Source organism: Lishizhenia sp. (genome assembly GCF_033720595.1).
In the GTDB taxonomy this organism is placed as follows: domain Bacteria; phylum Bacteroidota; class Bacteroidia; order Flavobacteriales_D; family Crocinitomicaceae; genus Lishizhenia.
The window spans coordinates 1-23,457 of the sequence record NZ_JAWWCF010000020.1; the positions used below are offsets into that span (position 1 = coordinate 1).

A 23,457-nucleotide genomic window follows, 5' to 3' on the forward strand; every position below is an offset into this window, starting at 1 on the left:
AACTTCATAGTTTGAGCAAAAGCTCCCCATCCCAAGAGTATACAAGAAAGGCTCAATAATAATTTGATCATAATGTGTGTTAAAATACTTAGGTATTATACACAACGAAAATACTTCATTATGGTACACACGAATTCATATAAATTACAAAAGTTCCTAAACAATGTTAAGCGGACATATCTTCTTTTCGTCTTCTTCTAAACATTCTAAAATCATCATTTTCAAGAAGAAAAAAAGGAGCTCGATTTGATTGGTTCGGAAAAAAAGATGCTATTTCCTCCCTCTTACAAACTCCCACAAACAAACTCCTGCACAAACACTTACATTTAAACTGTGTTTGGTTCCAAATTGAGGAATTTCAATGACATAGTCTGCCACATCAATGATGGATTGTTGCACACCGTCTACTTCATTCCCGAATACCAATGCATAATGCTCTTGGTTGTCGATATCCATTTGATTTAAAAAATGAGTTTCTTCGGTTTGTTCGATGGCACAAACCTTAACTCCTTTCGCTTGTAGATCAGCGATGGCTTCATTTACATCTTCTACATAGGTCCACTTTACAGACTCAGTCGCACCGATGGCTGTTTTATTAATTTCTCTATGAGGTGGGGTTCCAGTGATTCCACACAAAATAATTTCTTCAACATTAAAAGCATCAGAAGTTCGAAAGAAGGTACCTACATTATTGAGACTACGAATGTTATCTAACACCACGGTAATTGGGAATTTCTCCTGTGCTTTAAACTCTTCTTCGGTCACCCTTCCGAGCTCCCATAATTTCAATTTTCTGTTCATAAAATTTAATAACTGTTGAATGCAAAAGTTGAATCTACCCCGCGAAGCTACTACCTTTATCTTTGGAAAAGAAATCTAAAGAAACAATTTTGGCTACAAAAAAGAAAGAAAAGAAATCGAGCGAAACTCCTTTAATGAAGCAATACAACCAAATTAAAGCGAAACATCCACAAGCGATGTTACTCTTTAGGGTGGGTGATTTTTACGAAACCTTTGGTGAGGATGCCGTAAAAGCTTCAAAAATTTTAGGGATAGTATTGACCAAACGTAAAAATGGATCTGCTTCCCACATTGAGTTGGCTGGGTTTCCGCATCATTCTTTGAACAGTTACTTACCTAAATTAGTGAGAGCAGGTGAACGTGTTGCTATTTGCGATCAATTGGAAGATCCTAAAATGACCAAAAAGATTGTGAAACGAGGTGTTACAGAATTAGTAACCCCTGGTGTTGCCATCAATGATCAGGTCTTGGAACAAAAGAAAAACAATTTCTTATGTGCGCTTCACTTTGATAAAAAACAGGTAGGTGTAGCCTTTTTAGATATTTCTACGGGTGAATTTTTTGTGGCCCAAGGAAATTTAGAATATGTACACAAATTGGTGCAAGGTTTTGCCCCAAGCGAGATTATTTTCCAAAAGAATAAAAACAAAGAGTTTACAGAAGCATTTAGTTCTAATTACTACACCTATAAGTTAGAAGACTGGGTATTTACAGAAGATTTCGCCCACGATACGCTTACCAAGCAGTTTAACACACAAGGATTGAAAGGTTTTGGTATTGACAATTTAACTCAGGGTATCATCGCTGGAGGTGCAGCCTTACAATACTTATCCGTTACCGAAAACACCAAACTAGAACACATCTCAAATATTTCTCGAATAGAAGAAGAGAAATACGTTTGGCTGGATAGGTTTACGGTAAGAAACCTAGAATTGATTCACTCGCAAAACGAGAACGCCACAACACTCATTGATATCATCGACGACACCTTAACACCTATGGGGTCTCGTTTATTAAAAAGATGGTTGGTGCTTCCTTTGAAAGAAGAAAAAGAGATCAACGAAAGGTTGAACGCAGTGGAAAGCTTATTGCTCCCTGAAAACAATCAATTGCGCTTTGAATTAGGAGAAATATTAAATGACATCGGGGATTTAGAGCGTTTGGTTTCTAAAGCAGCGGTTGGAAAAATCAATCCTAAGGAAGTCGTTCAGTTAAAGAAGACCTTAGAACAAATTGAACCTATTCAAAAAATACTGAGAGAGACGAATTCTTCTGACATCATAAAGATTGCAGATCGCTTAGAGGCTTGTAGTGAATTAATCGTAAAGGTTAATCATCAGCTGCATCCAGAACCGGCTATTCAAATAGGGAAAGGAAGCGTGATTGCAGATGGCTTTAACGACGAATTGGATGAACTTAGAAAAATAGCTTTTTCGGGTAAAGACTATTTACAGCAATTACAAGAACGTGAAAGCGAAAAAACAGGAATTCCAAGTTTAAAAGTAGCCTTCAACAATGTATTCGGTTACTACTTAGAGGTAAGAAACACCCACAAAGATAAAGTTCCTGAAGAGTGGATCAGAAAGCAAACCCTCGTAAATGCTGAACGATACATCACCCAAGAACTAAAGGAATACGAATCAAAAATTTTGGGAGCAGAAGATAAAATTCAAGTTTTAGAATCAAGACTATATAATGATCTGGTTTTATCTTTGGCTAAATTTATTCGTCCAGTACAACGTAATGCTCATTATATCGGACAAATAGATTGTTTACTTTCCTTTGCCAACATCTCTGAAAAGAACAATTATAATAAGCCTGAATTAAACGACGGTTTTGCCTTAGATATTAAAGATGGAAGGCACCCGGTAATTGAAAAACAATTAAAATCGGGTGAGGAATATGTAGCCAATGATGTTTATTTAGACAATGACACCCAACAAATTATAATGATTACTGGGCCGAACATGTCTGGTAAAAGTGCTATCCTCCGTCAAACTGCTTTGATTTCTTTGATGGCGCAAATAGGATGTTTTGTTCCTGCCCAATCGGCAAAACTCGGTATCGTAGATAAAATTTTCACACGTGTAGGAGCCTCTGATAACATTTCATCAGGAGAATCAACTTTCATGGTAGAGATGAATGAGACCTCTTCTATTTTGAATAACCTCTCTCCGAGAAGTTTGGTATTACTAGACGAAATTGGCCGTGGTACAAGTACCTACGATGGTATTTCAATTGCTTGGGCGATAGCTGAATATTTACATGAGAATCCGAAAGCGAAATGTAAAACACTTTTTGCTACGCACTACCATGAGTTAAATGAAATGTACAAGAAGTTCCCGCGCATTAAAAACTTCAATGTTTCTGTAAAAGAAATGGGAACTAAAATTCTTTTCATCAGAAAATTAGTAGAAGGAGGAAGCGAACACTCTTTTGGTATACACGTAGCCAAATTGGCGGGTATGCCTAATCAAGTTGTACAACGCGCTACCAAAATGTTATCTCACCTGGAGCAATCTCATGGAAGTAACGACAAAGAAAAAGTACAGGATGCCGTGAACCAACCTGACATGCAATTGAGCTTTTTTCAATTGGATGATCCCGTGTTAGAAAACATAAAGGAGGAATTAGTTTCTATTGACATAGATACCTTAACCCCCGTAGAGGCATTAATGAAACTCAATGAAATAAAGAAAATGGTGGGAGGTAATTAATCTCCTTTTTTTAAGATAATGAAATGTCTACTCTTTGGGGTAGACGTTTTTTTGTGTTCATTAACGATATACTTTTGATAAATCGTCCGATTGAAGGCGCTTGCTCCTACCGATTAACAGTAACTTTGTGCTATGCAAAAAATCCTTTACATACTAATAACCTTATGGCTTGGCATCAGCTCCCTTTTTGGGCAATACGATCCAAACACGGATTATAATTTTCACCCTCCTTTAAAAACACCTTTAATTCTTGCTGCTAATTTTGGAGAATTAAGAACAAACCATTTTCATACGGGGTTAGACTTTAAAACCGATAGACAAATTGGATACCCTTTATACTCCATTGATGAAGGATATGTTGCGCGCGTTAAAGTTTCACCTTGGGGCTACGGTCATGTAGTGTACATCGCTCATCCAAATGGCTTAACCTCTGTTTACGCTCACTGTTCCGCCTTCTTAGGACAACTAGATAGCCTTGTTAAAGCTGAGCAGCACAAACAAGAGAATTTCGCTATAGAAATCTTTCCAGACTCCAATACCGTTCGCGTACAACGTGGAGAGAAAATTGCTTTGTCTGGTAATACGGGAGGGAGTACGGCCCCTCACCTTCATTTTGAAATTAGGGATACGAAAACAGAACATGCTCTAAACCCATTATTGTTCGGTTTTAACATTGCAGATTCTCGTGCACCTCGTATTCGCGGAGTGAAGGTATATGCTTTAACCAAAGAAGGATATCGTGTTCAGAATAAAGCGAAAGAATACAGAACTTCCAGTCAGAACTTAAACCCTACTATCGTAGGAAATCAGATCACAATACCTGCAGATTTCACCTCTAAAACAGGAGGTATAGGATTCTCTTTCGATGCCGTGGATCAATTGGACGGTGCAAACAATATCTGTGGGATATTCAAGTCTTATTTAATTGTTGATGGGGATACTGTATTCGCTCAAGACATGACAGCTATAGATTTTGCAGCCAATCGTCAAATAAACAGCCATAAGGATTACGAAGCTTTTCACAAACAACGTAGACATTACCAAAAGTCGTTTAAAACCATACATAACCCTTTAAACATCTACAATGAGGATCTGACCAACGGAATTCTTAGATTTCAACCAGGGAGTAATCACAACATTACCTATACCTGTGTAGACACCAAAGGAAACACTACGAGTTTAAACTTCACACTTAAAATAGAAAATGGAACTTCGTCTGATTGGAGTAAACTCTATTCACCTTCAGACAAATATCTTTTTCCAGATTCTTCATTTATGGATGTAGACGAGGAGCATTTTATTTTGTTTGGGATTGATTTATTGTATGAACCCACCCCTAAGATCATCACAGCAAGGTCCCCTTTCACTTTCGGAAATCCGGAAATTCCATTGGAGTCTTATTATAAGATCATGATGAAGGTTGACACGTTAATTCATCCTACAGAGCGATATGTAATTACACTCAAAGACGAACGCGGAAGAGTAAAATCACTTGGCGGAACCTATAAAGATGGATGGCTGACAGCGAGAACTCGAGAATTTGGTTATTTCGAAATACAAGCCGACATAACTGCCCCTACCCTAATCTCTCGTAATGTTCGCGATAACATTAATGTGAGAGGAAGTAGACTAGCCTGGAGAATAGGCGATGATTTATCGGGACTAAAAGAGTATGATGTCTACGTTGACGGTGTTTGGCAACATGTATTATACGAACCAAAAAACGAAAGTTTGTACTACACTCCATCCGCTTCATTGCACGGCGAACATACGCTTAAAATTGTGGTGGAAGATGCTGCTGGTAACATCAGTACCGAAAGCTATACTTTATCGTTTTAACAGCATAAAAAAAGCGGAGGAGTACACTTACTCTCCGCTTTCATAACATAACAAATAAAACACTCTTGCTTTTCTTAAGCTTGAGCTGGTGGTGTACCAAAATTAATTGGTGGAACACCTGGATTATTATCTTCTGCGATTGGTCCGAATTGCGCTTCGTAATTCTTCACATTTTCTGCCAATGCACGCATTAATCTTTTTGCATTTTGTGGAGTCATGATCACTCTTGATCTAACCTTCGCTTTAGGAACTCCAGGCATCATTTGAATAAAATCTGCTACGAATTCTGTATTCGAATGTGTAATCACACTTAAGTTAGAATAAACTCCCGAAGCCACATCTTCTGTAAGCTCTATGTTAATCTGATTGTCTTTGTTTTGATTTTCCATCTTTAGCGGTTTAGATAAAAAAACCCCGACAAATTAATGCCGGGGTTGTAATGAATGTATATTCCTAGTTATTTTCTGTTAACTCATCATACGTTTCCTGAGATCCAACGATCATGTTTTGGAATCGACGTGTACCCGTACCTGCTGGAATTAAGTGACCAACAATTACGTTTTCTTTCAATCCTAATAAGTGATCTTCTTTTCCTGAAATCGCAGCTTCGTTTAACACTTTCGTAGTTTCCTGGAAAGATGCAGCTGAGATGAACGACTGAGTTTGAAGCGAAGCTCTAGTAATACCTTGTAACATCGGTTTAGATGTTGCAGCAATAGCATCTCTAGATTCTACTAAATTCTTGTCTTGTCTTCTCAATTGAGAATTCTCATCTCTTAACTTACGTGCAGTAACGATTTGACCAGCTTTCAACTCTGAAGAGTCTCCCGGATCAACAACTACCTTCTTACCGAACATTCTATCGTTCTCTTCCATGAAGTCCGCTTTGTGAACTGCTTGGTTTTCTAAGAATTTAGTATCTCCTGCATCTGTAATCTCAACTTTCAACATCATCTGACGAACGATAACTTCAAAGTGCTTATCGTTAATCTTCACACCCTGTAAACGGTATACATCTTGGATTTCGTTTACTAAGTACTCTTGTACTTTAGTTGGTCCTTCGATGTTCAAGATATCTTTCGGAGTAATTGCTCCATCAGATAATGGTTTACCAGCACGAACGAAATCGTTCTCTTGTGTTAAGATGTGCTTAGATAATGGCACTAAGTATTTACGTTTCTCACCTGTCTTAGATTCGATGATTACCTCACGGTTACCACGTTTAATCTTACCGTAAGAAGCGATACCATCGATCTCAGATACTACTGCTGGGTTAGATGGGTTACGTGCTTCGAAAAGCTCAGTTACACGAGGAAGACCCCCTGTAATATCCCCTGTCTTACCACCAGTTCTTGGTATCTTAACTAAGAAGTCACCTGCCTCTACTTTGTCACCCTCATTTACTGAGATGTGCGCGTTAACTGGGATAGAGTATGATTTCAATACCTCTCCTTTGTTGTCAACGATTTCTATCGTAGGGTTCTTCTTCTTATCTTTTGTTTCAGTAATTACTTTTTCAGTAAATCCTGTTTGCTCATCGACCTCTTCACGGTAAGTAATACCTTCGATAATATTTTCGAATTGGATCTTACCTTTTACTTCTGAAAGGATAACGGCGTTATAAGGGTCCCACTTACAGATTACATCACCTTTCTTAAGATCAGCGTTGTTTTCTGCAATCATAATCGCACCGTAAGGGATGTTACCCGTCATTGCTAACGAACCATCTTTCTTGTCTACTAATTTCATCTCAGCAGAACGTCCGATTACTATCTCTTGCTTATTTCCGTCCTTATCTTTCTTCGTAATTGTTCTTAACTCGTCGATTTCTAATTTACCATCTGCTTTCGCTTTGATATCATTTTCATCGGCAATGTTAGAAGCGGTACCCCCAACGTGGAAGGTACGAAGTGTAAGCTGTGTACCAGGTTCACCAATAGACTGTGCAGCTACTACCCCTACAGAATCTCCGGCTTGTGCCATTCTGTGTGTAGATAAGTTTCTACCGTAACATTTCGCACAAACTCCTCTTCTTAACTCACATGTTAATACTGAACGAATTTCTACTTCTTCAATGTCTGCAGCATCAATTGCTTTCGCTACTTTTTCATCTATCAATCCACCAGCTTCAACAATTAAGTTGTCTTCATCATCGTAAATATCATTTACTGAACATCTACCAATGATTCTGTCTGCTAATGGTTCAAAAATTTCATCATTTTTCTTCAATGCAGTTGTTGCTAAACCTCTTAAAGTTCCACAATCTTCCGCATTAATTACCACGTCTTGCGCAACGTCTACCAATCTACGTGTAAGGTAACCTGCATCGGCTGTTTTTAAGGCTGTATCGGCCAAACCTTTACGGGCACCGTGAGTAGAGATAAAGTACTCAAGGATAGAAAGACCTTCTTTAAAGTTCGATAAAATCGGGTTTTCAATAATCTCTTGAGCTGAAGCTCCAGACTTCTGTGGTTTCGCCATCAATCCACGCATTCCAGATAACTGACGAATCTGCTCTTTAGATCCACGTGCTCCTGAGTCGAACATCATGTAAATTGAGTTAAATCCTTGGTTATCGTTTTTCAACTGCTCCATTAACGTGTGCGTTAATCTCGAGTTGGTACGTGTCCAGATGTCAATAATTTGGTTGTAACGCTCGTTGTTGGTAATAAGACCCATGTTATAGTTCTCTAATACCTCACGTACGTTCTCATCCGCTTTAGCAACTAATTCATCTTTTTCTTTTGGAATGATGATATCGTCAAGGTTAAATGATAATCCACCTCTAAATGCCATCTCGTATCCTAATGATTTGATATCATCCAAGAACTGTGCTGTTCTTGCAGTACCAGAAATCTTCAATACGTGTCCGATAATATCTCTTAACGCTTTCTTCGTTAATACATCATTGATGAATCCTACTTCTCTTGGAACTCTTTCGTTGAATAAAACTCTACCTGCAGTAGTTTCTACCAACATCAATTCTGGTTCTCCTTGCTCATTTAAATCGTAAGTTTTCACTTTGATATGTGCGTGAAGATCCAATGCTCCTTCGTTGTAAGCGATTGTAACCTCTTGTGGAGAGTAGAAAATTCCACCTTCTCCTTTTACAATTCTCTCTGGTGTTGACTTTCTACCTTTAGTAATGTAGTAAAGACCCAAGACCATATCCTGAGATGGTACGGCAATCGGTGCACCATTCGCAGGGTTCAAGATATTGTGTGATGCCAACATCAACAATTGTGCTTCCAAAATTGCAGCATTACCTAATGGTAAGTGAACCGCCATCTGGTCACCATCGAAATCGGCGTTAAATGCTGTACAAACCAATGGGTGAAGTCGAATTGCTTTTCCTTCGATCAATTTCGGTTGGAAAGCCTGGATACCCAATCTGTGCAACGTTGGTGCACGGTTTAATAATACTGGGTGACCTTTTAATACGTTTTCAAGAATATCCCATACAACTGGTTCTTTTCTATCAACAATTTTCTTAGCAGATTTAACCGTCTTTACGATACCTCTTTCAATCATCTTACGGATGATGAATGGCTTGTAAAGCTCTGCCGCCATGTTTTTAGGTAAACCACACTCGTGTAATTTCAAGTTTGGTCCTACAACAATTACAGAACGTGCAGAGTAATCAACACGCTTACCTAATAAGTTTTGACGGAAACGACCTTGCTTACCTTTTAACGAGTCAGATAAAGACTTCAATGGTCTGTTCGACTCAGTCTTCACTGCACTTGCCTTACGAGAGTTGTCGAACAATGAGTCAACAGACTCCTGCAACATACGCTTCTCATTACGCAAGATTACCTCTGGAGCTTTAATCTCGATCAAACGCTTCAAACGGTTGTTACGGATAATTACTCTACGGTAAAGGTCATTTAAATCTGAAGTAGCAAATCTACCTCCATCTAAAGGAACTAACGGACGTAATTCTGGCGGAATAACCGGAACCACTTTAATGATAGTCCACTCTGGACGGTTATCAATACGCGTTTGAGAATCACGCATTGCTTCAACTACTTGTAGTCTCTTCAATGCTTCATTCTTACGCTGTACTGAAGTTTCAGTATTTGCTTTGTGTCTTAATTCATAAGATAATGAATCCAAGTCCAAACGCTGTAATAAATCGTACAACGCCTCCGCACCCATTTTGGCTACGAATTTGTTTGGATCAGTATCTTCTAAGTATTGGTTTTCCTTTGGTTGAACATCTAAGATGTCTAAGTACTCCTCCTCAGTTAAGAAATCGTACTTATTTAAAGCTTCACCTTCAGCATTTACTGCATTTCCTGGTTGAATAACAACGTAACGCTCGTAGTAAATGATCTGATCTAATTTCTTAGTCGGTAAACCTAACAAGTAACCAATTTTGTTTGGCAATGATCTAAAGTACCAGATGTGTGCTACAGGAACAACCAATTGGATGTGTCCCATACGCTCTCTACGTACTTTCTTTTCAGTTACCTCAACACCACAACGGTCACAAACGATTCCTTTATAACGGATACGCTTGTATTTACCACAGTGACATTCGTAATCTTTTACAGGACCGAAGATACGTTCACAAAATAGACCGTCTCTTTCTGGCTTGTAAGTTCTATAGTTAATCGTTTCAGGCTTAAGCACTTCACCACTCGATTGCTCCAAAATCTGCTCTGGCGATGCCAAAGAGATGGTAATCTTGTTAAAGCTACTCTGCTTTTTTGCTGTTTCTTTTCTATAAGCCATTTTAAACTCCTTCTTTTATCAAATTAAACACCGACAATTAGTCCATTGAAACACTTAGTCCAAGTCCTCTCAATTCATGTAATAATACATTGAATGATTCTGGAATACCTGGAGTTGGAAGGTTATCTCCCTTAACAATCGCTTCGTAAGCTTTTGCTCTACCTGTTACATCATCAGACTTAACTGTCAAGATTTCCTGTAGGATGTTCGCCGCACCGAATGCCTCAAGTGCCCAAACCTCCATCTCACCAAAACGCTGACCACCGAATTGAGCTTTACCACCCAATGGTTGTTGTGTAATTAATGAGTAAGGTCCGATAGAACGTGCGTGCATCTTATCATCTACCATGTGAGAAAGTTTCAACATGTAAATAATACCTACCGTTGCCGTTTGGTGGAATCTTTCACCTGTTCCTCCATCGTATAGGTAAGTTTTACCTGAACGTGGAATACCAGCTTTATCACAGTATTCGTCTATCTCTGATGGGTGTGCCCCGTCGAAGATAGGCGTTGCGAATTTCACACCTAATTTCTCACCTGCCCAACCTAAAACAGTTTCGTAAATCTGTCCAAGGTTCATACGAGAAGGTACCCCTAATGGGTTTAACACGATATCTACAGGAGTTCCGTCTTCTAGGAATGGCATGTCTTCGGCTCTAACGATATTTGCAACAATACCTTTGTTACCGTGACGACCCGCCATCTTATCTCCTACTTTCAGTTTTCTCTTCTTAGCTACGTATACTTTTGCCAATTTCACAATTCCTGATGGAAGTTCATCTCCAACTGAAATGTGGAATTTCTTACGCTTGTAGTTACCCAATAAATCGTTCGCCTTAATGTTGAAGTTGTGGATAACGCGTTGAATCAATGAATTCACGTGAGTATCGGCAGTCCATTTCGCTGGATTAACGATAGTGTAATCAATGATTGACAAATTCTTTTGCGTGAATTTAGAACCTTTCTTGATGATTTCTTCACGGAAGTTATTTGTTACACCGTCAGACTTGTGTCCTTCTAATACAACCAATAATTTCTCAACTAATCTATCTTTTAAAGCTGCTAAATCCTTTTCGTATTCAGTATCTAATTGCTCCAAGATTGGTTTATCTTGAGCTTTAGTTTTTCTGTCTTTAATTGCTCTAGAGAACAATTTCTTACCGATAACTACACCTCTTAATGATGGGCTCGCTTTTAAAGACGCATCTTTAACATCACCTGCCTTATCACCGAAGATAGCTCTCAATAATTTTTCTTCTGGAGATGGATCAGTTTCTCCTTTTGGTGTAATCTTACCAATAAGGATATCACCTTCTTTAATCTCAGCACCAACTCTGATCAATCCATTTTCATCCAAGTCTTTGGTAGCCTCTTCTGAAACGTTTGGAATATCAGCAGTTAATTCTTCCATACCTCTCTTCGTATCTCTTACTTCTAAAGAGTACTCATCGATGTGGATAGATGTAAAGATATCATCTCTTACTACTTTCTCAGAAATTACAATCGCATCCTCGAAGTTGTAACCTTTCCAAGGCATGAAGGCAACCTTCATGTTTTGTCCAAGTGCCAATTCACCAGCTTGCGTTGCATAACCTTCACAAAGAACCTGACCTTTTTCAACTCTATCACCTTTCTTAACGATAGGTTTCAAGTTCATTGTAGATCCTTGGTTAGTTTTCTGGAATTTCGTTAAGTTATACTTCTTCGTTTCACCGTCGAAGCTTACTAACTTATCTTCTTCTGTTAAGTCGTAACGAATGCTAATCTCTCTTGAGTCAACATACTCTACAACTCCGTCTCCTTCAGCGTTAATTAATACACGTGAATCTCTAGCAACTAGTCTTTCGATTCCTGTACCAACAATAGGAGAGTTTGGTTTCAATAATGGAACTGCCTGACGCTGCATGTTCGATCCCATCAATGCACGGTTGGCATCATCGTGTTCCAAGAATGGAATAGATGAAGCGGCAATAGATGCAATCTGGTTAGCACCAACATCCATAAGGTCAATCTTCTGTGGTTCAACCACTGGGAAATCTCCTTCCAAACGCGCTTTAACAACTTCTGTTTGGAATTGACCCTTATCGTTAATGTTGGCATTCGCCTGAGCAATCATTTTCTCATCTTCCTCTTCAGCTGACAAGTAAATTGGTGCTGTATTTAAATCAACTACACCATTCTCAACTTTACGGTAAGGAGTTTCAATGAAACCTAATTTGTTCACTTTCGCGAATACACACAATGAAGAAATCAAACCAATGTTTGGTCCCTCTGGTGTTTCAATCGTACACAAACGTCCATAGTGAGTGTAGTGAACGTCACGCACCTCGAATCCTGCTCTCTCACGAGAAAGACCACCAGGCCCTAATGCAGATAAACGACGCTTGTGAGTTACCTCAGAAAGTGGATTGGTTTGATCCATGAACTGAGACAACTGGTTTGTTCCAAAGAATGAATTAATTACAGACGATAACGTTTTAGCGTTGATAAGGTCAATTGGTGTAAAGACCTCATTATCTCTCACGTTCATACGCTCACGAATCGTACGCGCCATACGTGCTAGACCAACACCAAACTGAGAGTACAATTGTTCACCAACTGTACGAACACGTCTGTTAGACAAGTGGTCAATATCATCAACCTCTGCCTTAGAGTTAATTAATTCAATTAAATATTTAATAATTCGGATGATGTCTGTTTTCGTCATTACTCTTGACTCTTCAGAATCGTCCAAATTCAACTTTCTATTCATTCTGTAACGACCTACCTCACCTAAATCGTAACGTGTATCTGAGAAGAATAATTTCTCAAATACAGAACGCGCCGTTTCTTGATCTGGCGGCTCAGCATTACGTAACTGACGGTAGATGTGTTCTACAGCTTCCTTCTCAGAGTTAGAAGTATCTTTTTGAAGGGTATTGTAAATAATCGTGTAGTCTGCTGTATTTACATCTTCTTTGTGAAGAATTACAGTTTTCACACCTGCATCTAAGATTTCATCAATGTGATGCTCTTCGATGATAGTTTCACGGTCTAAGATAACCTCGTTTCTTTCAATAGATACAACTTCTCCTGTATCCTCATCTACGAAATCTTCAACCCATGATTTAAGAACTCTCGCTGCAAGTTTTCTACCGATTAACTTTTTCAAGTTCGTCTTCGTAGCTTTCACTTCATCAGCAAGTCCGAATATCTCTAAGATATCCTTATCACTTTCATAACCAATTGCTCTAAACAATGTAGTTACAGGTAACTTTTTCTTACGGTCAATGTAAGCATACATCACATTATTGATGTCTGTAGCAAACTCTATCCAAGAACCTTTGAAAGGAATTACTCTCGCAGAGTATAATTTTGTACCGTTAGCGTGTCTACTCTGTCCAAAGAATACACCAGGTGAACGGTGTAACTGAGAAACGATAACTCTTTCAGCACCATTCACTACGAACGATCCTTTCGGAGTCATGTAAGGTATAGTACCTAAGTAAACGTCCTGTACAATTGTTTCGAAATCCTCATGCTCAGGATCTGTACAATATAACTTCAGTTTAGCCTTTAACGGAACACTGTATGTTAAACCTCTTTCTATACACTCTTCTAGTGAGTAACGAGGGGGATCTACGAAGTAATCCAAGAACTCCAATACGAATTGGTTTCTTGTATCTGTAATCGGGAAGTTTTCAGAAAATACTTTAAACAAACCTTCCTTCTCACGGTTCTCTGGAGTTGTCTCTAATTGGAAAAACTCCATGAAAGATTTTATTTGAATATCCAAGAAATCTGGATAATCAAATGGACTTTTGCTCGAGGCAAAATTAATCCTTGTTGCTATGTTGCTTGTTGTTGCCAATGCTAAAAAATTTTATTAGAAAAAGGACCTAATAGTGCTTGTATGCACAAAAACAGGAGTAGGCACCACCATATTTGGCGTGCCTATTCCTGTTATAAAAAGTAAAAAATTACTTAATCTCAACTTCAGCTCCAGCCTCTTCTAATGAAGATTTAAGACCTTCAGCTTCGTCTTTCGCAACACCTTCTTTCAATGCAGAAGGAGCTCCGTCTACTAATTCTTTAGCTTCTTTAAGTCCAAGTCCAGTTAATTCTTTAACCAACTTCACTACTGCTAATTTGCTACCACCTGCTGCTTTCAATATTACATCGAATTCAGTTTTCTCTTCAGCAGCTTCACCACCTGCAGCACCACCTGCAGCTACAGCTACTGCAGCAGCAGCTGGTTCAATTCCGTACTCATCCTTAAGGATAGTTGCTAGTTCGTTTACGTCTTTTACAGTTAAGTTTACTAACGTTTCTGCGATTTCTTTTAAATCAGCCATTTTATTTAATTTAAATAAATTCTTAAAAAATAATAATTAATTGTGTTACGCTCTTTCTTCAAGCGTTTTAAGGATTCCTGCGATTTTTCCACCTTGTCCTTTAAGACCAGAAACAACGTTCTTAGCCGGGCTCTGAAGTAAGCTAATGATATCTCCGATAAGCTCTTCCTTGCTCTTGATAGATACAAGTGCGTCTAATTGCTCATCTCCAATATATACTGCTTCTTCAACGTAAGCTCCTTTAAGGATAGGCTTATCATTCTTTTTACGGAAGTCCTTGATTACTTTTGCAGGCGCGTTACCTACCTCAGCAAACATGATAGATGTTGGTCCTGAAAGCACTGCTCTCAAATCTCCAAAATCTTTATCTTCAACTCGATCCATAGCTTTCTCAAGCAATGCATTCTTAATAACTCTTAATTCGATGTTATTTTGAAAACACTTTCTTCTCAAGTTGTTGATAGCCTCAACAGTTAACTCTGCCGTATCTGCCAAGTAGAAGATACCAGCCTCTTTTAATTCAGCTGCTAGTTCATCTATGTATTGCGCTTTTTGTTCTTTAGTCATAATAATAAAGTTTTTAAGCTACAACAGATTTAGCATCAATTTGAATACTTGGACTCATTGTAGAGCTCACGTAGATACTCTTGATGTAAGTTCCTTTAGCTGCTGCTGGCTTCATTTTAATTAAAGTCGTGATTAATTCTCTAGCATTATCCGTGATTTTACCACCATCGAATGATACTTTAGCAATGTTCGTATGAACAATACCGAATTTATCTACTCTAAAGTCAATTTTACCCGCTTTCACTTCTTGAACTGCCTTCGCTATGTCCATTGTTACTGTACCAGTTTTAGGGTTAGGCATTAATCCTCTTGGTCCTAAAATACGACCTAAAGCACCTACTTTACCCATTACTGATGGCATAGTGATGATAACATCAATATCAGTCCATCCACCTTTAATCTTAGCGATGTAATCGTCTAATCCAACGTAATCAGCACCTGCTGCTTTAGCTTCCTCTTCTTTGTCAGGAGTACATAATACCAAAACTTTGATATCTTTACCTGTACCATGTGGAAGTGCAACTGTTCCTCTCACCATTTGATTAGCTTTACGTGGGTCTACACCCAATCTTACGCTAATATCAACTGAAGCATCAAACTTAGTGTTTGTGATTTCCTTAACCATATCACATGCTTCTGTCAACGAGTACGCTTTGCTCAAATCAAATTTTGCAAGCGCTTCTTTTCTTTTCTTAGAAATACGTCCCATAATTCATGTAATTTTAGTTAGAAGGAAAATCCCCCTTTACTGTGATACCCATACTTCTTGCTGTACCTGCAACCATCTTCATACCAGATTCAACTGTAAAACAGTTCATATCTTGTAATTTATCTTCAGCAATCGCTTTGATTTGATCCCAAGTAACTTGCGCTACTTTTACTCTGTTTGGTTCTGCTGAACCAGACTTAATCTTAGCTGCTTCTAATAATTGAACCGCTGCTGGTGGAGTTTTGATAACGAAATCAAAAGACTTATCACTGTATACAGTGATAACTGCCGGCAAAACCTTTCCTGCTTTATCCTGTGTTCTAGCATTAAACTGCTTACAGAACTCCATGATGTTCACACCTTTCGCACCAAGAGCTGGTCCTACAGGAGGTGAAGGATTGGCTGCACCACCTTTGATCTGCAATTTGATCAATCCTGCTACTTCTTTAGCCATTTGTTGTTTATATTATGTAGTCCTAACGTGGGAGTCAATGGGAAGCTTTATTCATTGCTCTCACTACTACTGATTAATTACATTTTTTATGCTTCTTTTTCTACTTGCATGTAGCTTAACTCAAGAAGGTTCTTTCTACCGAAGATTTTAACCATAACCTTCAATTTCTTCTTCTCTTCGTTAATCTCGTCAATAACACCGCTGAAATTGTTGAAAGGTCCGTCAATTACCTTAACAGATTCTCCAACAACAAAAGGAATCTTCATTTCCTCTTCCGTCTCAGATAACTCATCAACTTTTCCTAAAATACGGTTTACTTCTGCTTGACGCATTGGCATAGGATCACCGCCCTTCTCCGCTCCAAGGAATCCAATTACATTTGGAATACCTTTGATTACGTGAGGAACTTCTCCTACTAATGCTGCTTCGATCAAAACATATCCTGGTAAATAAGCTTTTTCTTTACTTACTTTCTTACCGTTACGGATTTGGAACACCTTTTCTGTTGGAATCAATACTTGATCAACATAATCCGTCAATTTCAATCTAGATATTTCCATATCTAAATATTCCTTAACCTTCGTTTCTTTTCCGCTTACGGCACGAACAACGTACCATCTTTTTTTTATATCAGCCACGAATGTCTTGTTTTAAATGATGTCGTAGATAATACCTAAAATACCTTTCCACCATGAGATACCTGTTGAATAACCAAAGATGTTATCCATCAAGAAAATCAAAAGTGAAAAAATAACTGAAGCAACAACCACTACAATGGTGTTGCTTTGTAATTCATTCCACGTTGGCCAAGTAACCTTGTGCACTAATTCGTGCACGGTTTCTTGTAAATAATTCTTAATATTCGCCACAATTATGTCTTTTGCACGGGCGGTAGGATTCGAACCCACGACCAATGGTTTTGGAGACCAGTACTCTACCAGCTGAGCTACACCCGTGTGTTAAAAAGAGGGAGAGGTTATCTCCCTCTTTTTATATCTTTAATAAGCTATGCTTATAAAATTTCAGTAACCTGTCCAGCACCTACTGTTCTACCACCCTCACGGATTGCAAAACGAAGTCCTTTGTCCATCGCTACAGGTACGATCAAGTTAACGTTGATTGTTACGTTATCACCTGGCATTACCATTTCACGACCTTCTTCTAATAAGATCTCTCCAGTTACGTCAGTTGTTCTGAAGTAGAACTGAGGACGGTATCTGTTGTGGAAAGGAGTGTGACGACCACCTTCTTCTTTCTTCAATACGTAAATCTCAGCTTTGAATTTATCGTGTGGAGTAGTTGAACCTGGCTTACAGATAACCATACCTCTCTTGATATCTTTCTTATCGATACCTCTTAATAAAAGACCTACGTTATCTCCAGCTTCACCTCTATCTAATATCTTACGGAACATCTCAACCCCAGTAACAGTTGACTTCAATTTCTCGTCACCCATACCTAAGATATCAACTTCTTCTCCAGAGTTAATAACTCCAGTTTCGATACGTCCTGTTGCTACAGTACCACGTCCAGTAATAGAGAATACGTCCTCAACTGGCATCAAGAATGGCTTATCAACATCACGTGGAGGAAGTTCGATGTAAGTATCAACTGCATCCATCAATTCGTTTACAGTGTTAACCCACTTCTCTTCACCGTTCAATGCACCTAATGCAGATCCAGCGATAATTGGCGTGTTATCTCCGTCGTAATCGTAGAAAGAAAGTAATTCTCTAACTTCCATTTCAACTAATTCTAACAACTCTTCGTCGTCAACCATGTCAACTTTGTTCAAGAATACAACGATTCTTGGAACACCAACCTGACGTCCTAAAAGGATGTGCTCACGTGTTTGTGGCATTGGTCCATCAGTAGCAGCAACTACCAAGATAGCACCATCCATCTGAGCAGCACCAGTAACCATGTTCTTTACGTAATCGGCGTGACCTGGACAGTCAACGTGTGCGTAGTGACGGTTCTTAGTTTCGTACTCAATGTGAGACGTGTTAATAGTAATACCACGCTCCTTTTCTTCAGGTGCGTTATCAATTGTATCGAAGTCACGGTTTTGTGCAAGACCTTGAGATGCCAATACGCTTGAGATAGCTGCAGTCAAAGTAGTTTTACCGTGGTCAACGTGACCAATTGTTCCAATGTTTACGTGCGGTTTTGAACGCTCGAATGTTTCCTTAGCCATTGTTTTATTTGTTACTTGTTAATAAAATCTTTAAAATCTTAATTTTAAAATATGCGAAATTTCACCCAATTAATGGATGAATTCCTAATGTCTTTTTTTCTTTTTATTCTAGAGCCAATGACGAGATTTGAACTCGTGACCTCTTCCTTACCAAGAAAGCGCTCTACCCCTGAGCTACACCGGCACAAAGATCTTAAAAGAAAATTAAAAAAGAGCGGGAGACGAGACTCGAACTCGCGACCCTCAGCTTGGAAGGCTGACGCTCTACCAACTGAGCTACTCCCGCAATTTCCTGAAATATTTTGGTGGGGGTGGCTGGACTCGAACCAGCGATACCTTACGGTGACAGATTTACAGTCTGCTGCAATAGCCACTATGCGACACCCCCTTTATCATAAAATAGAGCCGATGGAGGGACTCGAACCCCCGACCTGCTGATTACAAATCAGCTGCTCTAGCCAGCTGAGCTACATCGGCATCTTATGTTTTTATTTCACTAATCTTTTAAAGAACTTTCCGTCAGGTGTGAACCGTTTGGGGTTGCAAATGTAAGCAACTAATTTAAATCTGCAATGCTTTTTCGAAAAAAAAATCAAAAAAAATCTCACTTTTTTGAAGTGAGATTTATAACTAATTAATTATCAGTATTAAGCTGAAATTTTAGCTTTATGTTTTTTTACCTGTTTTCTTAAAGCATCCACTGCTAAGTCGGCTGCTTCCTCAAAACTATCGCATTGTTTTTTGGCAAATAATTCCTTTCCAGGTATAGAAATTTTGATTTCAGCTATCTTATTTTCTTTCGCTGCTTTCTTATCAACTTTCAAAAAGACCTCGCTTGAAATAATATGATCATAGAATAACTCTAATTTGTTAACCTTATCGTTCACAAAATTTATCAACTTTTGATCTGCTGCAAAATGAATTGCTTGAACTTTTATATCCATACTACTTCTTATTGTGCCCACCTCGGGGGTGCGCTTGTTTGTAAATCTTATTTATTTCTTCGAACGAATTATGGGTGTAAACTTGTGTTGCACTTAAATTAGCATGCCCCAACAGCTCTTTTATGGTTTCTAGGCCGGCACCATTGTTTAACATGTGAGTTGCGAAAGTGTGTCTAAGTACGTGCGGACTGCGTTTATCCAAATTCGTCACACATGAAAGATACTTATTAATTCGTCTATAAACAAATTTAGGATAGAGTTTATTCCCCTTTTTCGTTGTAAAAACATAGGGCATAATTCGGAGGTTATCTCTTGTTTGCTTCAATTCATTTAAACCTTTCATCAAGTCTTCTGAAACCGGGATAATCCTCTCCTTGTTTCTTTTACCTAAAACTTTAAGACTATTATTTTGAATATCAGTGAATTTTAAATTTATCAATTCAGAAAGACGCATACCTGTTTGGTAAAAAACCTCCACCATAAGCATGTCTTCCATTTCTAGTTGAGCACCTACTTTTTCACTAATGTTAAAATTATCTAATTCTTCAACTTTAACGAATTCCGGTAATCTTTTACTTGTTTTTGGTCCCTTTACAAGCAACATTGGATTTTTGTCTACCACCTCCTCTTTTAGACACCACTTATAAAAGGTACGTAAGGTAGATAGTTTTCGATTTACAGATCGATTAGAGATTCCCTCTTCTATTAACGCTACCATCCATCCTCTTACTGATTGATGATTGACTTCTTTCAACTCTTCCAACTTATTTATAGCCATGAAGTCAAAAAAATCTTGTAAATCTTTCTGATAAGCGATTACCGTATGTTCTGAGGCACGCTTTTCTGTTACGAGGTATGTAAGGAAATTATCAAGCATAAAAAAAGGAGCCTAATTTAATTAGACTCCTTAAATATAAATATTCTTCAGAAAGATATCTTAGATCTCAGCAGATCTCAATCTTTGCTTGTAAGCAGCTTTGATCTTTTGCTGTCTTTCAGTTACAGAAGGCTTTTCGAATTCCTTGCGAGATCTTAATTCTCTCATGATTCCAGTCTTCTCATATTTTTTCTTATACTTCTTAAGAGCTCTTTCGATGTTCTCTCCTTCTTTAACAGGTACTACTAACATATCTTTTCTTGTTATTTTCAATATTATTGGTCTGCAAAAGTAGCAAACAAATTTTTATCAACAAATATTATTTTAAAATTTCTCGAGAAATTACAACTTTTTGAATTTCTGAAGTTCCTTCACCTATGGTCATTAACTTCGCATCCCTCAAGTACTTCTCAGCTGGATACTCTTTTGTGTAACCATACCCACCCATAATTTGAACAGCTTCGTTACCACACATTACAGCTACTTCACTCGCAAAATACTTCGCATAAGCACCTTCTTTGGTTAAGGGCATTTTATTGTTTTTCAAGTAAGCCGCGTTGTACGTTAACAATTCTGCCGCTTTTACTTGTGTTGCCATATCTGCTAATTTAAAGCTAATACCTTGGAATTGAGCGATAGGTTTACCAAACTGCTCTCTTTCTTTTGCATATTGAACAGAAGCTTCGTAAGCACCGCGTGCAACTCCACAACTCAAAGCTGCAATTGAAATTCTACCTCCATCTAAGACTTGCATAGCTTGAACGAATCCCATACCAACTTCTCCAATCACATTCTCTTCTGGCACTCGAACATTATCAAAAATCAATTCAGCCGTCTCAGAAGCTCTTACTCCTAATTTGTCTTTAATCTTTACCGCTGAAAAACCAGGTGTTCCTTTTTCAATGATAAATGCTGTAATCCCCTTACTGTCTAAAAGCTCTCCAGTTCTTACTAGAACCACAGCTAGGTCTCCTGATAAACCATGTGTAATCCAGTTTTTAGCACCGTTGATCACCCATTCGTTTCCTTCTTTCACCGCTGTTGTTTTCATACGCATAGCATCAGAACCTGTATTTGGCTCTGTTAATCCCCATGCTCCGATAAACTCTCCAGAAGCTAATTTTGGTAAATATTTTTTCTTTTGCTCTTCCGTTCCGTGGTAGTAGATGTGACCAGTACAAAGTGAATTATGTGCCGCAACAGATAATCCAACACCTCCACAAACTTTACCTAATTCGATTAATGCCGTAACATATTCATCGTAAGAAAATCCTGAACCGCCATATTCTTCAGGTATGTAAATACCTAATAAACCAAGCTCTCCCATTTTCTTCATTACATCTATTGGGAAATGCTCCTCTTCATCCCATTTATTTCTATTTGGGCGAATTTCTTTTTCAGCAAAATCACGAACCATTTGTTCGATCATTAATTGATTTTCGTTTTTTGCAAAATTCATTTTTGTTCTTTCTTTATTTGTACGTTAACAATGGCTACCTACTAATAGTTTACAATAGCCTGTATATTATCTGTAAATTGTTTTAATTTCTTATCTCCTTCTAAGAAGTCTAAACTCACTAAAAAGTTGAATGCTTCAACCTTGGCACCACATTTTTCAACTAAATGTGCCGCTGCTTCTGCAGAACCACCTGTGGCCAATAAATCATCATGTATCAAAACCTTGTCTGAAGCATCAACAGCATCCTCATGCATCTCTATGGTTGCAGAGCCATATTCTAGGTCATAACTATATGCAACCTTCTTGTAAGGCAACTTACCTTTTTTACGAATAAGTATGAAAGGAAGTCCTAAACGCATGGCCAAGGGATATCCAAATAAGAAACCACGACTTTCAATTCCGGCAATTTTAGTTATACCTGAATCCTTATATTGAGCTGCTAAATATTCAACGATTTCATTAGATAACTGAGGATCTAACATGATAGGTGTAATATCTTTAAACACTATCCCCTCTTTTGGAAAGTCGACAACATCTCTGATCTCTGCCTTCACTTTCTCTACTAAATCTTTATTCATTCCACCTTTAAGTAAGGCCTCACCTTCTGGAAGGTTTCGGCATCCATTAGCACTAATTCCTTTAATTCTTCTACAGAAGAATACGCCCCATGTGTTTTCCTGAAGGCTATTATGGAATTTGCTAATTTATAACTTATATACGGATGTTGCTTTAATTCCTTGAGATTAATTTTATTAATGTTACGTCGATTTACAAAATTTGTATCAACGGTTAAATGACTTGAAATTTGGTCTACTACACTATCGGGTAAATGATATACTTCATATAATTGATCCAAGTTTACAAATCCACCCAGTGCATTCCTGAAATTCAAAACTTTAGAAGCATAGTAATCTCCAACCCCTTTAATGCGCATGAATTCCTCTTTATCTATCTCATTTATGGAAAGGGATAAAGTTGTTTCCTCCTTTACTGGTAGTTCATTCTTCACATTAGGTATAGCCTTGAACAAAGTATCCGGTAAATCTATGTATGGATAAAGCTCCTTATAACTTTGATTATCCATAATGAATAACTTTTTCAAATCTGATTTCACTTTAAATTCAAAGCCCGATTTTTTATAGTTGATAACTGACTGCGCCTGCTTTTCACTGTACCCTAACTCCATCCAATCTTCTCGTGTATAATGGTTGGGATTAAATTTTTGACTTGGAACTTTTACCCGCCATTTCTGAGCTTTTTGTTTCTTGCTTTCAAGCCTTTTGTCTAACAACGCGATTTGCTTCTTTTCCAAAGGTGTCAGCTCTGCCTTTAGTTCTGACAAGGGATAACTAAGACTGTAATACCATTTAACACCAAGGATAATCAACACACCTATTACCACTATACTCAATATAGCAATACGTGATCTTTTTTGAAAAATCAAGAAATCTTGGTTCCAGCGTTGGTAGTTATTCATGGTGGTTGATCATAAAAAAAGGTCTGCTACTTTCTGTAACAGACCTTCAAGTTATGAAATTTCTATGAGTTATTTAAACTTTTTAATCGCTCCTGATTTGATGCGTTCAAAGTAATCTTTTAAATCTCTACTAACTTCACCCGACATTAAAATCAATCCTAAAATGTTAGGGAAAGCCATTCCTAATATCATGAGGTCAGAGAAATCTATTACTGCACCTAATCCTACTGAAGAACCTATAACTACAAAGACCAAGAAAATAAACTTGTACACGAGTCCTGCAGATTTTGTCTCTCCAAATAAATATGTCCATGCTTTTAATCCGTAGTAAGACCAAGAGATCAT

Annotated in this window: 20 protein-coding genes and 5 tRNA genes; 2 read left to right on the forward strand and 23 right to left on the reverse strand. The window is 38.1% G+C overall.

Annotation, left to right across the window (positions count from 1 at the left end; translation table 11 throughout):
• Window positions 1-270: 270 nt before the first annotated feature.
• The gene (locus tag R3333_RS02595) at window positions 271-801 is read right to left on the reverse strand and encodes an RNA methyltransferase (protein ID WP_318957014.1); all 531 of its coding nucleotides are present in this window, start codon (window positions 799-801) and stop codon (window positions 271-273) included.
• Window positions 802-935: 134 nt separating this feature from the next.
• Here R3333_RS02595 and mutS point away from each other — a divergent pair, with 134 nt between their 5' ends.
• Entirely contained in the window at window positions 936-3,518 is a 2,583-nt protein-coding gene (gene mutS, locus R3333_RS02600; RefSeq protein WP_318957033.1) for a DNA mismatch repair protein MutS, read from the forward strand.
• Window positions 3,519-3,650: 132 nt separating this feature from the next.
• Complete coding sequence (locus R3333_RS02605; RefSeq protein ID WP_318957015.1) at window positions 3,651-5,357, forward strand: peptidoglycan DD-metalloendopeptidase family protein; 1,707 nt, start codon at window positions 3,651-3,653, stop codon at window positions 5,355-5,357.
• A gap of 74 nt (window positions 5,358-5,431) precedes the next feature.
• Here R3333_RS02605 and R3333_RS02610 read toward each other — a convergent pair whose 3' ends face one another.
• The 22 genes from R3333_RS02610 to R3333_RS02715 form a co-directional block, all read right to left on the reverse strand.
• On the reverse strand, window positions 5,432-5,746 hold the full coding sequence (locus tag R3333_RS02610) for a DUF3467 domain-containing protein (RefSeq protein ID WP_318957016.1): 315 nt from the start codon (window positions 5,744-5,746) through the stop codon (window positions 5,432-5,434).
• Window positions 5,747-5,810: 64 nt separating this feature from the next.
• Complete coding sequence (gene rpoC, locus R3333_RS02615) at window positions 5,811-10,094, reverse strand: DNA-directed RNA polymerase subunit beta' (RefSeq protein ID WP_318957017.1); 4,284 nt, start codon at window positions 10,092-10,094, stop codon at window positions 5,811-5,813.
• Between the two features lie 37 nt (window positions 10,095-10,131).
• Complete coding sequence (rpoB, locus tag R3333_RS02620) at window positions 10,132-13,944, reverse strand: DNA-directed RNA polymerase subunit beta (RefSeq protein ID WP_318957018.1); 3,813 nt, start codon at window positions 13,942-13,944, stop codon at window positions 10,132-10,134.
• A gap of 109 nt (window positions 13,945-14,053) precedes the next feature.
• Entirely contained in the window at window positions 14,054-14,428 is a 375-nt protein-coding gene (gene rplL, locus R3333_RS02625) for a 50S ribosomal protein L7/L12 (protein WP_318957019.1), read from the reverse strand.
• A gap of 45 nt (window positions 14,429-14,473) precedes the next feature.
• Entirely contained in the window at window positions 14,474-14,995 is a 522-nt protein-coding gene (rplJ, locus tag R3333_RS02630; protein ID WP_318957020.1) for a 50S ribosomal protein L10, read from the reverse strand.
• A gap of 13 nt (window positions 14,996-15,008) precedes the next feature.
• Entirely contained in the window at window positions 15,009-15,704 is a 696-nt protein-coding gene (gene rplA, locus R3333_RS02635) for a 50S ribosomal protein L1 (RefSeq protein ID WP_318957021.1), read from the reverse strand.
• Between the two features lie 13 nt (window positions 15,705-15,717).
• Entirely contained in the window at window positions 15,718-16,158 is a 441-nt protein-coding gene (gene rplK / locus R3333_RS02640; protein WP_318957022.1) for a 50S ribosomal protein L11, read from the reverse strand.
• Between the two features lie 86 nt (window positions 16,159-16,244).
• Window positions 16,245-16,796: a transcription termination/antitermination protein NusG gene (nusG, locus tag R3333_RS02645; RefSeq protein WP_318957023.1), complete on the reverse strand. Its 552-nt coding sequence runs from the start codon at window positions 16,794-16,796 to the stop codon at window positions 16,245-16,247.
• Between the two features lie 12 nt (window positions 16,797-16,808).
• On the reverse strand, window positions 16,809-17,066 hold the full coding sequence (gene secE / locus R3333_RS02650) for a preprotein translocase subunit SecE (protein ID WP_318957024.1): 258 nt from the start codon (window positions 17,064-17,066) through the stop codon (window positions 16,809-16,811).
• Window positions 17,042-17,114 (reverse strand) — tRNA-Trp (locus tag R3333_RS02655). The genes secE and R3333_RS02655 overlap by 25 nt, the downstream gene beginning before the upstream one ends.
• Window positions 17,115-17,170: 56 nt before the next feature.
• A complete protein-coding gene (tuf, locus tag R3333_RS02660; protein ID WP_318957025.1) occupies window positions 17,171-18,355 on the reverse strand; it encodes an elongation factor Tu in 1,185 nt (394 codons plus the stop codon).
• A 112-nt stretch (window positions 18,356-18,467) separates the two neighbouring features.
• Window positions 18,468-18,539: transfer RNA gene (locus tag R3333_RS02665), tRNA-Thr, on the reverse strand.
• A gap of 29 nt (window positions 18,540-18,568) precedes the next feature.
• Window positions 18,569-18,641 (reverse strand) — tRNA-Gly (locus tag R3333_RS02670).
• Window positions 18,642-18,658: 17 nt separating this feature from the next.
• Window positions 18,659-18,743 (reverse strand) — tRNA-Tyr (locus tag R3333_RS02675).
• A gap of 15 nt (window positions 18,744-18,758) precedes the next feature.
• A tRNA-Thr gene (locus R3333_RS02680) sits at window positions 18,759-18,832 on the reverse strand.
• A gap of 170 nt (window positions 18,833-19,002) precedes the next feature.
• Entirely contained in the window at window positions 19,003-19,299 is a 297-nt protein-coding gene (hpf, locus tag R3333_RS02685; RefSeq protein WP_318957026.1) for a ribosome hibernation-promoting factor, HPF/YfiA family, read from the reverse strand.
• A gap of 1 nt (window position 19,300) precedes the next feature.
• The gene (locus R3333_RS02690; protein WP_318957027.1) at window positions 19,301-20,176 is read right to left on the reverse strand and encodes a tyrosine-type recombinase/integrase; all 876 of its coding nucleotides are present in this window, start codon (window positions 20,174-20,176) and stop codon (window positions 19,301-19,303) included.
• Between the two features lie 60 nt (window positions 20,177-20,236).
• On the reverse strand, window positions 20,237-20,428 hold the full coding sequence (gene rpsU, locus R3333_RS02695; RefSeq protein ID WP_318957028.1) for a 30S ribosomal protein S21: 192 nt from the start codon (window positions 20,426-20,428) through the stop codon (window positions 20,237-20,239).
• A gap of 67 nt (window positions 20,429-20,495) precedes the next feature.
• On the reverse strand, window positions 20,496-21,635 hold the full coding sequence (locus R3333_RS02700; RefSeq protein WP_318957029.1) for an acyl-CoA dehydrogenase family protein: 1,140 nt from the start codon (window positions 21,633-21,635) through the stop codon (window positions 20,496-20,498).
• A gap of 41 nt (window positions 21,636-21,676) precedes the next feature.
• Complete coding sequence (locus R3333_RS02705; RefSeq protein ID WP_318957030.1) at window positions 21,677-22,213, reverse strand: adenine phosphoribosyltransferase; 537 nt, start codon at window positions 22,211-22,213, stop codon at window positions 21,677-21,679.
• Window positions 22,210-23,112: a helix-hairpin-helix domain-containing protein gene (locus R3333_RS02710; RefSeq protein WP_318957031.1), complete on the reverse strand. Its 903-nt coding sequence runs from the start codon at window positions 23,110-23,112 to the stop codon at window positions 22,210-22,212. Before R3333_RS02710 ends, R3333_RS02705 begins: the two co-directional genes overlap by 4 nt.
• 69 nt (window positions 23,113-23,181) lie before the next feature.
• The coding region (locus tag R3333_RS02715) for an alanine:cation symporter family protein (protein WP_318957032.1) at window positions 23,182-23,457 on the reverse strand (276 nt) is incomplete at its 5' end.

Excerpts from the sequence above, each read along its gene's own strand:
- R3333_RS02595 (WP_318957014.1), bottom strand. The coding sequence starts at position 801 with ATGAACAGAAAATTGAAATTATGGGAGCTCGGAAGGGTGACCGAAGAA.
- mutS (WP_318957033.1), top strand. The coding sequence starts at position 936 with ATGAAGCAATACAACCAAATTAAAGCGAAACATCCACAAGCGATGTTA.
- R3333_RS02605 (WP_318957015.1), top strand. The coding sequence starts at position 3,651 with ATGCAAAAAATCCTTTACATACTAATAACCTTATGGCTTGGCATCAGC.
- R3333_RS02610 (WP_318957016.1), bottom strand. The coding sequence starts at position 5,746 with ATGGAAAATCAAAACAAAGACAATCAGATTAACATAGAGCTTACAGAA.
- rpoC (WP_318957017.1), bottom strand. The coding sequence starts at position 10,094 with ATGGCTTATAGAAAAGAAACAGCAAAAAAGCAGAGTAGCTTTAACAAG.
- rplL (WP_318957019.1), bottom strand. The coding sequence starts at position 14,428 with ATGGCTGATTTAAAAGAAATCGCAGAAACGTTAGTAAACTTAACTGTA.
- rplJ (WP_318957020.1), bottom strand. The coding sequence starts at position 14,995 with ATGACTAAAGAACAAAAAGCGCAATACATAGATGAACTAGCAGCTGAA.
- rplA (WP_318957021.1), bottom strand. The coding sequence starts at position 15,704 with ATGGGACGTATTTCTAAGAAAAGAAAAGAAGCGCTTGCAAAATTTGAT.
- rplK (WP_318957022.1), bottom strand. The coding sequence starts at position 16,158 with ATGGCTAAAGAAGTAGCAGGATTGATCAAATTGCAGATCAAAGGTGGT.
- tuf (WP_318957025.1), bottom strand. The coding sequence starts at position 18,355 with ATGGCTAAGGAAACATTCGAGCGTTCAAAACCGCACGTAAACATTGGA.
- hpf (WP_318957026.1), bottom strand. The coding sequence starts at position 19,299 with ATGGATATAAAAGTTCAAGCAATTCATTTTGCAGCAGATCAAAAGTTG.
- R3333_RS02690 (WP_318957027.1), bottom strand. The coding sequence starts at position 20,176 with ATGCTTGATAATTTCCTTACATACCTCGTAACAGAAAAGCGTGCCTCA.
- rpsU (WP_318957028.1), bottom strand. The coding sequence starts at position 20,428 with ATGTTAGTAGTACCTGTTAAAGAAGGAGAGAACATCGAAAGAGCTCTT.
- R3333_RS02700 (WP_318957029.1), bottom strand. The coding sequence starts at position 21,635 with ATGAATTTTGCAAAAAACGAAAATCAATTAATGATCGAACAAATGGTT.
- R3333_RS02705 (WP_318957030.1), bottom strand. The coding sequence starts at position 22,213 with ATGAATAAAGATTTAGTAGAGAAAGTGAAGGCAGAGATCAGAGATGTT.
- R3333_RS02710 (WP_318957031.1), bottom strand. The coding sequence starts at position 23,112 with ATGAATAACTACCAACGCTGGAACCAAGATTTCTTGATTTTTCAAAAA.